Here is a 12,221-nt window from a genome sequence, read left to right as displayed (position 1 = left end):
TGATAATTTAAGTTTTGACTATCCTCCGAAGTCATCAAAACGAATATTCTCATCTGGGATACCAAAATCCTCTCCCATTTTTTGAACTGCTTTGTTCATCAATGGAGGCCCACAAAAATACAATTCGATTTCTTCTGGCTCGTCGTGCTTGCTCAAGTACTGCTCGATAACAGCATTGTGTACAAATCCGACAAAACCATCTCCTGGGCTATCAATATCTTCTTTTACTTTCCAATTATCCTCTTCTAAAGGTTCAGAAAGTACTAGATAAAATTTAAAGTTATCAAACTCCTTCTCTAGCTCATAAAAATGCTGAAGGTAGAATAATTCGCGCTTAGAACGACCACCGTACCAATAAGTCACTTTACGACCCGTCTTTAGGGTTTTAAATAGGTGATACAAGTGTGAACGCATTGGTGCCATACCAGCTCCACCACCTACATAAAGCATTTCTGCTTCAGACTCGTTGATAAAGAATTCACCGTAAGGACCAGAAATTGTTACCTTATCTCCTTTCTTTCTACTGAAAATATATGAAGAAGCAACTCCAGGATTTACATCCATCCATCCACCTTTAGCACGGTCAAATGGAGGTGTTGCAATACGTACATTCAACATAATCTCACGTCCTTCTGCAGGATAAGAGGCCATCGAATATGCACGCTCTACAGTCTCTGTATTCTTCATTACAAGTGGCCAAAGTTTAAACTTATCCCACTCTTCTTTAAATTTATCAGGAGTTTCGTGCTCTTCCGGATGGGCAGTAATGTCAATATCCTCGAACTTCACTGTAGTCTCAGGAATTTCGATCTGAATATATCCACCCGCTTTATAGTCCATATCCTCAGGGATCTCAACAACAAATTCCTTGATGAATGATGCTACGTTATAGTTACGCACTACAGTAGCCTCCCATTTCTTGATACCGAATACTTCTTCAGGAATGGTGATATCCATATCTTGCTTCACCTTTACCTGACAAGCAAGACGTGCTCCTGCTGCTAATTCTTTACGAGTAAAGTGTGGCGTTTCAGTAGGAAGCGCTTCACCTCCACCTGAAAGTACGTGACACTCACACTGAATACAAGTACCACCACCACCACAAGCAGATGGTAAGAATACTTTTTTTCCACCTAAAGTTGAAAGCAACGAACTTCCTGAATCAACTTCAATTTCTTTTTCTCCGTTAATGGTAATTTTTACCGGACCTGATGGAGATAATTTTTCTTTTGCAAAAAGTAGTAGTCCCACTAACACAAGTGTTAGTACTAAAAACGCCACTACAGTTGCTGCGATAACTCCTCCTGTACTTGCTGCTAAAAACATATTTACTTGTTGTTTATTTCTTGAGATACTTCGGCTAAAGACTCCTCTTCTTCAACAGTATCTTGTTTTTGAACTTCTACTTTTGCTACTTCGTCAGTAGTTTCGGTTTTCTCTTCGCCACCGGTTAACATTCCACCAAAACTCATAAAACCAATAGCCATAAGTCCGGTAATGATAAAGGTGATTCCTAATCCTCTTAACGGTGCAGGAACGTTAGAATATCTAATTTTCTCACGGATGGCTGCAATCGCAAGAATTGCCAAGAACCAACCGATTCCTGAAGCTAAACCGTAATTAAAAGCCAAACCTAAAGTTTGAATATCTCTAGACTGCATAAATAAAGAACCTCCCAAAATCGCACAGTTTACAGCGATAAGTGGTAAGAAAATACCAAGAGAAGTATATAATGCAGGTGCAAATTTCTCAACTACGATCTCAACCAATTGCACCATTGTAGCAATCGTTGCGATGAATAGAATAAAAGATAAGAAGCTCAAGTCGTACTCTGCATACTCAGGGCCTAACCAAGTTAAAGCTCCCGGGCGCAATACATATTGATCAAGTAACCAGTTCATAGGTACCGTAACTGCTAATACAAAGATTACAGCAGCCCCTAGACCTACAGCGGTAGAAACTTTTTTAGACACCGCCAGGTAAGAACACATTCCTAAGAACGTGGCAAATACCATATTGTCTATAAAGATTGATTTAAAAAATAACTCTACGTGTTCCATTTTTTTATAATAAGAAGTTAGAAATGAGTTTTAACTCAAATCGTAATCTTTAGTTTTCTTCAATTAAGGTTTTGTTTCTAGAACGCTGAACCCAAATGATAATCCCCACAACAATAAGCGCCATTGGCGAAAGCAACATAAAACCGTTGTTTTCATAACCTATTGCATAAAGACCTGTTTTTTCGATCGGATCACCAAGTACTTTAAATCCAAGTAAGGTACCTGAACCTAAAAGCTCTCTAAAGAATCCAACGATAATTAAGATTGCTCCATATCCTGCAGCATTTCCTATTCCGTCAAGAAAAGATCTGTATGGACCATTTCCTAAAGCAAATGCTTCAAAACGTCCCATAATGATACAGTTAGTAATAATAAGTCCCACGAAAACCGAAAGCGTCTTACTCAATTCGTAAGCAAATGCTTTAAGCACCTGGTCAACGATAATTACCAAAGCAGCAACTACAACTAACTGAACAATAATTCTGATCTTAGAAGGAATGATATTTCGCATAAGCGAAATCACCACGTTACCTACTGATAGTACAAACAATACTGAAACTGCCATTACTATCGAAGCTTTCAACTGCGCCGTAATCGCCAGTGCCGAACAAATTCCTAAAACCTGAATGGTAATTGGGTTGTTATCTGCTAGAGGGTCCATTATAAGACCTCTGTCTTTTTTAGATAGTAGTGCCATAATTATAATTTAATATCTTTTAAGTAAGGAATATAAAGCTTAACCGTACTGTTAATCATTGCAGTTACTCCGTTTCCGGTAATTGTTGCTCCTGCAATGGCATCAACCTTACCATCATCTTTTCTGTCGTTTAACGGGTCGTTATTTCCCTTCGCTACAGTAATACCTTCATACTGGGTTCCATTCATAATCTCTTCACCCGTGAAGTCATCCATAAAATAACGCTCCTTGATGTTTGCTCCAAGACCCGGAGTTTCTCCTTTGTGATCAAAGAAAACACCTTGTACTACATAGTCAGCATCAAGTGCTACAAAGCCCCAGATCGCATCCCATAAACCTTTACCATAAAGTGGGATGATGTAGTAATCTTTTCCTTCTTTTTCGCCAACAAACAATGGAAGCTTACGCTCAGACATGTCTTTACTTAATTCGCCTTTAAGGTCAATCAAGTAAGCCGCACTGTCTTGCTTAACTTCACCATTCTGAATAACTAATTGTTGTTTGATGTATTTTGAAAACTCTGCTTCAACTTCTGCGGTAGGTATAAAATTTACCGAACCTTCCACATTCTCATTAATGCCCATCGCATAAAGAATGTTCTGTTGTTTCTCAAAGCGCTCATTCTCGGTAATCGTAGGCTTAAGACTTGATGCTGTAAAGGCTAATAACGCCCCTACTACAAGCACCATCACTATAGCAAAGATTATCGTGTAACTATTTTTATCTGTATTTGCCATTATTAAGCAGTTTTAAGTTTTAAACGTTTCATACGTTTTTTAACGTTGGCTTGAACCACATAGTGGTCAATTGTAGGAGCAAAAACGTTCATCAAAAGAATCGCTAAGAATACTCCTTCAGGATATGCCGGGTTGAATACGCGAATCATAATTGAAATAAAACCAATTAAGAAACCGTACCAGTACTTACCGGTATTGGTTTGCGCTCCTGACACAGGGTCAGTTGCCATATATACAATACCAAAAGCGATACCCCCAATGATCAGGTGCTCCCAATAAGGCGTGCTCATCAAACCATAGAATTTACTTGACTCCGTAATCCATCCTGCATCTACAACACCGTTGAAAATAAGGCCCATTACAGCAGCTCCAACGATCGCACTTAGAATAATTCTCCAACTAGCGATTTTAGTAAACATCAAGAACAGTCCTCCTAATAAGATTAAGAAGGTTGAAGTCTCTCCTACAGATCCGGGAATAAACCCAAAGAACTTATCTGCAAAATCATATACCACTGAAGAATTCTGAGCGTAAGACCCTAAAATCGTTTCTCCAGAAATAGCATCCGGAGTGCCAACGGCTTCTTTTGCACCGTGTACCCAAACTTTATCTCCACTCATCCAAGTAGGATACGCAAAGAATAAAAAGGCTCTAATAGTAAGTGCAGGGTTAAGAATATTCATTCCGGTTCCACCAAAAACTTCTTTACCTATTACAACACCAAAAATAACCGCAACAGCAAGCATCCAAAGCGGGATGTCTACCGGTACGATCAAAGGTACAAGCATACCGGTTACCAGATAACCTTCTTCTACTTCGTGACCTTTAATTACTGCAAAAACAAATTCTACAGCCAGTCCTACAGCATAAGAAACAATTACTAGCGGCAGCACGGTAATCGCTCCCATCGTAAAATTATCCCAAGTGAAGAAGTTGCCAAAAAGGCTTGCTTCACGAATCACTCCGTTTGCAGCATCAACAGCAGCATAATGCTGATAACCTGCATTAAAAATTCCCCATATTAAAACAGGTACAAGCGCCATAATCACAGTGTTCATGGTACGCTTTAAATCATCAACAGCTCTAATGTGCGACCCGTTGTGTGTGGTTTCATTAGGCGTATACAAAAAAGTGTGCAGCGCATTAAAAGCCGGCGCCATTTTTTTGCCCTTGAAATCCTCTTTAATTCCGTGTAGTTTTTCTTTTAATCCCATAGCTATTATCCTATTTCAGCGTGCATTAAATCTAATCCTTTACGAATGATGGCTTGGTGTGGTTGTTTTGACACACAAACAAACTCTGTAAGCGCAAAATCTTCAGGTGCAACCTCGTACATTCCTAAAGCTTCCATCGCATCAAGGTCTTGCACCATACAAGCTTTTAATAATTGTAGCGGATAAATATCTAAAGGAAAAACTTCCTCATAATTTCCGGTAACCACAAAAGCCCTGTGCTCTCCGTTTGTATTGGTATCTAGATCGTATTTTTTATTCGGGAATAACCAAGAAAAAGTCAATGCTCTTGAAGAAGAAATCTTGTTGAATACCGGTTTATTCCACCCGAATAATTCATAATCATCACCTTCAGGAATCACGGTAAATTCATTGTGGTAATACCCTAAATGACCGTCTGCTGCAACTTGCGCTCCCGTCAACACATTACCTGAAATCATTCTTACATTATCTCCCTTAACACCTGCAGAATACGCAAAAGTAGAAACCTCAGCTCCTATTTTTGTTCTGTAATACTTAGGTGATTTAACTCCAGAACCTGCAACCGAGATCACACGCTCAGGATTAAATTTACCTGTAAGGAAAAGCTCTCCGATAATCGCTAAATTTTCAGGAGCGATGGTCCATACGGTTTCTCCTTTATTAATAGGAGCAATTTTATTGATTTGCGTACCTACATTTCCGCTAGGATGCGGTCCTGATACAGTATGCATTTCTACTTCGCTAATATTTGCAAAAACAGAATCTGCAGCTTTAGCAACACCTAAGTAAATTTTACCACTGGTTAATTTACTTAATGCTGTAATTGCAGCTTGAATATAAGCTTCCTTTCCTTTGAGACTAAAGTTATAATCTGGTGCTAAAGGCGCACTGTTGTGGCCAGAAATAAAAATAGCATCCGGAGTGGTTTTAGTGCTAGCGATGATATCATAAGGCCTCTGCTTGATAAACGGCCACAAACCAGATTCTAACATTCTGGCTTTAATCGCTTCTGCATTTGCAGTAGCAACATCAAGAGTAGGAAATTCTACTGTCGTGTCTTTACCATCTGCCTCAATGACAAGATGTGTTATCACACGTTTGGCTCCTCGTTTAATCTCAGTTAGCGTTCCACTTACCGGCGAAACAAATTTGATACTTTCATCTTTTTTAGCGAAGAAAAGTGGCTCTCCTGCTTTTAGGCTAGCTCCTTCTTTAAATAGCATCTTAGGAGTTACAAGATGAAAATCTGAAGGCTTGATCACATAAGTTCTTGATTTTGGCGCTTCGGCGAGTGTCTTTTCAGCCTCACCTACCAATTTAATATCAAGACCTTTTTTGATCTTAATGTCTTTTGACATAGGAAGTATATGTTAAAGTTCTTGTTATTCTCAACCCTTTATATGCTTGAATTGAGGTGTGCGAATTTACAAATTTTACAAGGTTCTTACACAAACTAGATTATAAAAATAAAGCGGCATAATTTTCGTTACATTTGAAGCAGCGCGAACCGCTTATACCACCTAGTTTTCGGACTTATATAGATCGTTTCCAAATAAGACTTAGGTGCTGCAATGATGCCGCTTTACACCTTAATTTGCTAAATGAAAACGTTTTCGACATTATTCTTACTTCTAGCCTTCTGTTCTCTTTTTGGTCAGGTGGCTACCGAAGTTCCTGCCCCACCCTATATCAAATCTGTGCAATTTTATGGTAATACCGCACAAAGTCAGCTTCCGGTGATCAGATTGGGCGACCCGCTTAATTTGAGTTTTGACGACATCATTGGCGATGAAGCTGATTATTATTACACCATTACCCATCACAATTATGACTGGACTCCTTCAGTATTGGCAAAAACTGAATATCTCAAAGGTGTAGATGATGTGCGTATTATGAATTACACCAATTCAGTGAGCACGCTTCAGCTGTATACACATTACGAATTGCAAATCCCTAACCAGTACAGTACTGCGATCTTAAAATCTGGCAATTATTTACTAAGCGTCTTTAACAGTGATGACGAGCTTATTTTTTCGCGAAAATTCATGATCTACGATCCTCAAGTTACAGTGGGCGTCGAGGTTTTGCGTACCCGCAATCTGGAATTCATAGAAGAAAAACAAGTGGTGAATTTTAATGTTGATTCCGGTGAAAATATATTAATTAACCCTGATGAAACTGTAAAACCCTTGATTATTCAAAATAACGATCTTAAAAGGTCTGTGAGCAACATACCTCCTCAATACAGCATAGGTAATCTTTTGCAATACCGTTATGATGAAGAAACCTCTTTTTACGCAGGAAATGAGTTTTTTGATTATGACAATAAAGATATTAGGGCTGCGACCAATCGCATTCAATATATAGAGTTGCTTAAACTTTACCACAATTATTTATATGGAAACAACACCCGAAAGGACGGCGTTTACACTTACAATCCTGACCTTAACGGAAATTTTCAGATCAACACCATACAGGGAGATCAGCCTAAAGTGAATGCGGAATATGCGTGGATTCACTTTAGCCTAGATCACCCACAAAGACCTGAGGGGGAAGAGATACACCTCTACGGAAACTTCAATAATTTTGTGATTGAAGATGCTACCAAATTGCAATTCAATCCTGAAAATCAGCGTTACGAATTGCCCATTTTGCTCAAACAAGGCTACTACAATTACCGCTATGTGGTGGTTAAGGACGGTAAAATGCTCAAATACAATCCCGTTGATGGCGATTTTTGGCAGACTGAAAATGTTTATGATGTTCTCGTGTATTACAGAGCTCCGGGAAGCAGATACGACGAACTCATAGGCAGAGGGAATGCGCTCTCTACCTCAATTTCTAATGTACGCAGAGACTAACTTTAAGAAAATCGTTCTATCTTTAGAACGTGAGTAAACAACTAGAGCAGACTTCCAGAAAATCTTTGCGCTACAGAGGCAATGAATGCCTCAACTGCGGGCATCCGCTGGAAATCAGCGACCGCTATTGCTCGTATTGCGGACAACTCAATTCGACTAAAAAATTATCGCTTCAAGATTATTTTGGCGAATTCATCATCAGTATAGTCAATTATGACAGCAGGTTTAGATACACCGTTAAAGACCTTCTGTTTAAACCCGGAGTCATCACTCGAAATTTCACTAGCGGAAAGCGTATGCGCTATGCTAATCCGTTTCGATTTTTTTTGAGCGTAAGCATAATTTATTTTCTACTAAGCGGTTTTCTTGATTTTATTCAAATTGCAGATGCGGAGTCTGAAGAAAATCCGTCGCTACAAAACATATTCAACTTTCAAGATGACGACGATCAGGCGGAGATCCCTCTTGATTCCATCAACTATTACAAAACGCTTGCGTTAAATACTAAAGACAAAGACAGCCTCGAGCAACTGCCCCTTATTTACAGAAGAGAAAGCAGTTTAGACACACTCAATTTTGTCAGCCGCACCGCATTTAAGCTAAAAATGTTTCACATATTCTCATTGCAGACAAAAGTTGAAAATCCATACCAGGCTTTAGACAGTCTTGAGTATTCTAAAAGCAAATTGAATGTTTGGCTGTATGATCGTGAAAAAGGCTTAAAACGTATTCAAGAAAATCCGGTAGCCTTCGGCCAGTACCTCGCAAAAAAAATCCCGGTTTTCTTATTTTTTCTAGCACCGTTATTTGCGTGTTTTTTCTTGCTACTTTACTATAAATCTGAATCAGTTCGCTTCCACAAGAATAAATTAAGAACCACATCCAACAAGAAACTACAGTCCTTATTTAAGACACCGTACATAGGGAGCATCTGCCTTTATTGTTTAGCTGCAATACGGTCAGTTTTCGTTGTAAAAAGAAGTTATAACTATATGGAACACGTCATTTTTATCTTCCATATATTCACTTTTCTGTTTCTCGTACTACTATTATTACTCGTTCCTGAATTCCTAATGGGCAGCAGTTTGCTCTCCGGACTTTTTATCAGTTTTGTTGCGCCATTTTATTTTTACAAAGCGCTGCGAAACTTCTACCAAGAAAGCCGCCTGCGCACTTTAATGAAGTTTTTTATACTAAATATTGTATTTTTAATGCTAGGAATACTTACGGGCAGCGTATTCTTTTTTCTCACTGCCGCGCTTTATTGATTATGGTAGAACAAGTAACTAAAGGCATTCGGGTATCTGTAGATACTTATTTTGAAGGCTCCTTCACAAAAGAAGGGATGCTCTTCTATGCTTTTGGTTATAAAGTAAGTATCACCAATAATAGCGAAGACACCGTGCAATTACTAAGCAGATCTTGGGATATTTATGACGCATTAAATATTCAAGAGAAAGTAGTTGGCGAAGGCGTAATTGGCCAGAAGCCCGTACTTAAACCGGGAGAAACACACACCTATTCTTCGGGCTGTTTGCTACGTTCTCCTTTTGGGGCAATGAACGGGTATTATACGATGATCAATTTTACAAATTCCGCTCAATTTCAAGTTTCAATACCCACGTTTAAGCTTAGCGCTACCCATTTGCTCAACTAGGCCCAAAATTCCATTAAAATAGTATATAAATCGCGTCTCGTTCGCGCAAGGTATTGCCTTTTATATTTTGTAACTTTAGCACGTTCAAAGTTTAGCACGAACAAATACTAAAAACAACAAAAAATAATTATATGTCAAAAGGATTTTTTGAAGTACCTGTTGCGATCAATGAGCCTGTAAAAAGCTACGCTCCGGGAACTCCAGAACGAGAAGAAGTATTAAAAGCCTATAAAAATTTATACAACAGCACGATTGATGTGCCTCTTTATATAAATGGCGAAAAAATCGAAACGTCAAATACGCGTACGATGTCTCCGCCACACGACCACAAACACGCTTTAGGAAAATATAGCTTAGCTGAAAAAAAACACATTGAAGATGCAATCTCAACCGCGTTAGAAGCTCGTAAAAAATGGGCGAAAATGCCTTGGGAGCAACGTGCAGCTATTTTCTTAAAAGCCGCTGAACTCATTCAAGGACCTTACCGTTATAAGATTAATGCAGCGACTATGCTGGCACAGTCTAAGAATATTTTTCAGGCGGAAATTGACAGTGCTTGTGAACTTATAGATTTCTTGCGCTTCAACGTGCAATATATGAGTGAAATTTACTCTGAACAGCCTGAATCTTCAGCTGCTGCTTGGAACCGCGTTGAGCACCGCCCACTTGAAGGATTCATTTATGCCGTAACACCATTTAACTTTACTGCAATCGCAGGAAACTTACCGGCTGCTCCGGCATTGATGGGTAATACCGTGGTATGGAAACCAAGTGACAGTCAGGTTTATTCTGCTCAGGTTATTATGGAAGTTTTTGAAGAAGCAGGTGTTCCTGCCGGAGTGATCAATATGGTGATGGGAGATCCTGAGATGATCACAGACACGGTTTTGGCGAGTCCGGATTTTGCCGGAATTCACTTTACCGGTTCAACACACGTATTTAAAGATATTTGGGCAAAAATTGGCGCAAATATTCACACTTATAAAACGTACCCACGTATCGTTGGAGAAACCGGAGGTAAAGATTTTATTTTAGCGCATCCTACCGCAAACCCAAAACAAGTTGCTACTGCAATTTCTAGAGGTGCCTTTGAATTCCAAGGACAGAAATGTAGTGCAGCAAGTCGGGTTTATGTGGCAAAATCCATCTGGTCAGAGGTTAAAGAATTCTTACTAGAAGATATTAAATCTTTTAAAATGGGATCACCAGAAGATATGAGCAACTTCATCACTGCTGTGATTCACGAAGGTTCTTTTGATAAGCTAGCTAAATACATTGACCAAGCTAAAGAAGACAGCGAAGCTGAAATCATTGCTGGTGGAAATTACGACAAGTCTACCGGTTACTTTGTAGAGCCTACAGTAATCGTTACTACAGATCCTATATATACTACAATGACTACCGAATTGTTTGGTCCTGTAGTTTCGATCTACGTATATGAAGATGCTGATTGGGCTAAAACTTTAGAGCTTGTAGACGATTGCGATTATGCATTAACTGGTGCTGTTCTATCAGGAGATCGTTATGCAATTGTTGAAGCCACAGATGCTTTGCAAAACGCAGCGGGTAACTTCTACATCAATGATAAACCTACGGGTGCAGTGGTAGGACAACAACCTTTTGGTGGTGCTCGTGCTTCGGGAACAAACGACAAAGCAGGAAGCGTTCTCAACTTATTACGTTGGGTTTCTCCGCGCTTGATTAAGGAAACATTTGTTACCCCAGAAGATTACAGATATCCATTTTTAGGAGAGTAAATTCTTCTTAAAATCTAACATAAAGCTATCGTCTTCAAAGCGGTAGCTTTTCTTTTAACCTTACTCCCAATGTTAACTTAATGTTACGTAAACTTAAATTTAAGGTTATCTGAACTATTTTTTTTACCTTTGAGTAATCAAAATACGATGATTATGACGACGGAGGAAAATAAAATGTATGTACTGAAAGTAAAATATTCAGTTATTGATGTTTCAAAAAAGAAAAGCAAACGCAGAATAACCCGAAAGAAAGAAAAACTCTATCTGGTTCGCGATCCAGAAAGTATTGATGACAAGCTTAAAGAACTTGAAGATACGTTACTTGAGATCGATCAGGAGCAGCGCACCACGTTGCTCAACAGAGCAAAAGATTTCTTAAGAAGTTTTGGAACACGATGTAACCGAACGTACCTAAATATGCTACGAACTTAAACAAAAATAGCGGCTCCTTGAGCCGCTATTTTTTTGTATAAATGCTTGTTATCCTTTGTATTTTAAGGGAAGATGCACCACTTTTTTAGTTTCAAAAAAGTCTTCTTTAAAGTAATCACTCAAGTCATAGATCTTAGCCGACTTATACAGTTGAAGTTCTTCGGTTAGATCACCACCTTTGAGATAAAGAATTCCGTTTTTAAGTTGGTGCTCACTCTTTTTAGCGATTCTACCTTTAATCCATCGTACAAAAGTTTCCATTTGTGCTACTGCCCTACTCACGATAAAATCATACTCGCCCGAAATATTTTCAACGCGATCATTTGTAATTTTTACATTTTTTAGATTTAACCCTGCAGCAACCTCTTCAACCACTTTTATTTTCTTCCCAATACTATCTACGAGATGAAATTGCGTCTCAGGAAATAAAATCGCTAACGGAATTCCCGGAAAACCACCACCGGTACCCACATCTAGAATTTGCGCTCCCGGTTTAAAAGCTTGCACTTTAGCGATTCCTAAAGAATGTAAAACGTGTCGCAAGTAGATCTCATCAATATCTTTACGAGATACTACATTGATTTTTAGATTCCAATCCTGATACAATTCATTCAACTTTTCAAACTGAATCAATTGATTTTCATCAAGATCTGAAAAATAGTGCTTGATTAGCTCCATAATAGAATTTTATGGCAACAAAATTAGGATTTCGGGCGTTAAATTAAAGGATTTTCAGACCTTAAAACGATATAAATCTTATTTTTGAGGTCGCGTTAAAAAACACTTAAAAAGTGCTTTTGCGATAA

General features: G+C 38.7%; 12 protein-coding genes. 5 read left to right on the top strand and 7 right to left on the bottom strand.

Annotated features, from left to right (window positions below; genetic code table 11):
- Positions 1-18: 18 nt before the first annotated feature.
- The 6 genes from nqrF to HCN54_RS02515 are packed head-to-tail and all read right to left on the bottom strand — an operon-like array spanning position 19 to position 6,066.
- Complete coding sequence (gene nqrF / locus HCN54_RS02540; RefSeq protein ID WP_072984490.1) at positions 19-1,326, bottom strand: NADH:ubiquinone reductase (Na(+)-transporting) subunit F; 1,308 nt, start codon at positions 1,324-1,326, stop codon at positions 19-21.
- 2 nt (positions 1,327-1,328) lie between these two features.
- Positions 1,329-2,060, bottom strand: coding sequence for an NADH:ubiquinone reductase (Na(+)-transporting) subunit E (gene nqrE, locus HCN54_RS02535; protein WP_167596403.1), 732 nt, complete (start codon positions 2,058-2,060; stop codon positions 1,329-1,331).
- 49 nt (positions 2,061-2,109) lie between these two features.
- Positions 2,110-2,757: an NADH:ubiquinone reductase (Na(+)-transporting) subunit D gene (locus HCN54_RS02530; protein ID WP_167596402.1), complete on the bottom strand. Its 648-nt coding sequence runs from the start codon at positions 2,755-2,757 to the stop codon at positions 2,110-2,112.
- Positions 2,758-2,759: 2 nt separating this feature from the next.
- Positions 2,760-3,494, bottom strand: coding sequence for a Na(+)-translocating NADH-quinone reductase subunit C (locus HCN54_RS02525; protein ID WP_072984484.1), 735 nt, complete (start codon positions 3,492-3,494; stop codon positions 2,760-2,762).
- A 2-nt stretch (positions 3,495-3,496) separates the two neighbouring features.
- Positions 3,497-4,708: an NADH:ubiquinone reductase (Na(+)-transporting) subunit B gene (locus HCN54_RS02520; RefSeq protein WP_167596401.1), complete on the bottom strand. Its 1,212-nt coding sequence runs from the start codon at positions 4,706-4,708 to the stop codon at positions 3,497-3,499.
- Between the two features lie 5 nt (positions 4,709-4,713).
- Positions 4,714-6,066, bottom strand: coding sequence for a Na(+)-translocating NADH-quinone reductase subunit A (locus tag HCN54_RS02515; RefSeq protein WP_167596400.1), 1,353 nt, complete (start codon positions 6,064-6,066; stop codon positions 4,714-4,716).
- Between the two features lie 243 nt (positions 6,067-6,309).
- On the opposite strand from HCN54_RS02515, the gene HCN54_RS02510 reads away from it, so the two are divergent.
- From HCN54_RS02510 to HCN54_RS02490, 5 genes are all read left to right on the top strand, one after another.
- Positions 6,310-7,569: a type IX secretion system plug protein domain-containing protein gene (locus HCN54_RS02510; protein WP_167596399.1), complete on the top strand. Its 1,260-nt coding sequence runs from the start codon at positions 6,310-6,312 to the stop codon at positions 7,567-7,569.
- Between the two features lie 29 nt (positions 7,570-7,598).
- On the top strand, positions 7,599-8,837 hold the full coding sequence (locus HCN54_RS02505) for a DUF3667 domain-containing protein (RefSeq protein WP_167596398.1): 1,239 nt from the start codon (positions 7,599-7,601) through the stop codon (positions 8,835-8,837).
- A gap of 2 nt (positions 8,838-8,839) precedes the next feature.
- The gene (gene apaG / locus HCN54_RS02500; RefSeq protein ID WP_072984474.1) at positions 8,840-9,226 is read left to right on the top strand and encodes a Co2+/Mg2+ efflux protein ApaG; all 387 of its coding nucleotides are present in this window, start codon (positions 8,840-8,842) and stop codon (positions 9,224-9,226) included.
- 131 nt (positions 9,227-9,357) lie between these two features.
- Positions 9,358-10,983, top strand: a complete 1,626-nt coding sequence (pruA, locus tag HCN54_RS02495) for an L-glutamate gamma-semialdehyde dehydrogenase (RefSeq protein ID WP_167596397.1) — start codon at positions 9,358-9,360, stop codon at positions 10,981-10,983.
- Positions 10,984-11,136: 153 nt separating this feature from the next.
- On the top strand, positions 11,137-11,415 hold the full coding sequence (locus HCN54_RS02490; RefSeq protein ID WP_167596396.1) for a hypothetical protein: 279 nt from the start codon (positions 11,137-11,139) through the stop codon (positions 11,413-11,415).
- 48 nt (positions 11,416-11,463) lie between these two features.
- Here the strand turns inward: HCN54_RS02490 and rsmG are convergent, their stop codons facing one another.
- Positions 11,464-12,093, bottom strand: coding sequence for a 16S rRNA (guanine(527)-N(7))-methyltransferase RsmG (rsmG, locus tag HCN54_RS02485; RefSeq protein ID WP_167596395.1), 630 nt, complete (start codon positions 12,091-12,093; stop codon positions 11,464-11,466).
- Positions 12,094-12,221 lie beyond the last annotated feature (128 nt).

The organism is Leeuwenhoekiella sp. ZYFB001, from assembly GCF_011784865.1.
Lineage (GTDB): Bacteria > Bacteroidota > Bacteroidia > Flavobacteriales > Flavobacteriaceae > Leeuwenhoekiella > Leeuwenhoekiella palythoae.
This window is presented reverse-complemented; position numbering and strand designations above follow the sequence as displayed.

Coding starts and splice junctions, on each gene's coding strand:
- nqrF (WP_072984490.1), bottom strand. CDS start 1,326: ATGTTTTTAGCAGCAAGTACAGGAGGAGTTATCGCAGCAACTGTAGTG.
- nqrE (WP_167596403.1), bottom strand. CDS start 2,060: ATGGAACACGTAGAGTTATTTTTTAAATCAATCTTTATAGACAATATG.
- HCN54_RS02530 (WP_167596402.1), bottom strand. CDS start 2,757: ATGGCACTACTATCTAAAAAAGACAGAGGTCTTATAATGGACCCTCTA.
- HCN54_RS02525 (WP_072984484.1), bottom strand. CDS start 3,494: ATGGCAAATACAGATAAAAATAGTTACACGATAATCTTTGCTATAGTG.
- HCN54_RS02520 (WP_167596401.1), bottom strand. CDS start 4,708: ATGGGATTAAAAGAAAAACTACACGGAATTAAAGAGGATTTCAAGGGC.
- HCN54_RS02515 (WP_167596400.1), bottom strand. CDS start 6,066: ATGTCAAAAGACATTAAGATCAAAAAAGGTCTTGATATTAAATTGGTA.
- HCN54_RS02510 (WP_167596399.1), top strand. CDS start 6,310: ATGAAAACGTTTTCGACATTATTCTTACTTCTAGCCTTCTGTTCTCTT.
- apaG (WP_072984474.1), top strand. CDS start 8,840: ATGGTAGAACAAGTAACTAAAGGCATTCGGGTATCTGTAGATACTTAT.
- pruA (WP_167596397.1), top strand. CDS start 9,358: ATGTCAAAAGGATTTTTTGAAGTACCTGTTGCGATCAATGAGCCTGTA.
- HCN54_RS02490 (WP_167596396.1), top strand. CDS start 11,137: ATGACGACGGAGGAAAATAAAATGTATGTACTGAAAGTAAAATATTCA.
- rsmG (WP_167596395.1), bottom strand. CDS start 12,093: ATGGAGCTAATCAAGCACTATTTTTCAGATCTTGATGAAAATCAATTG.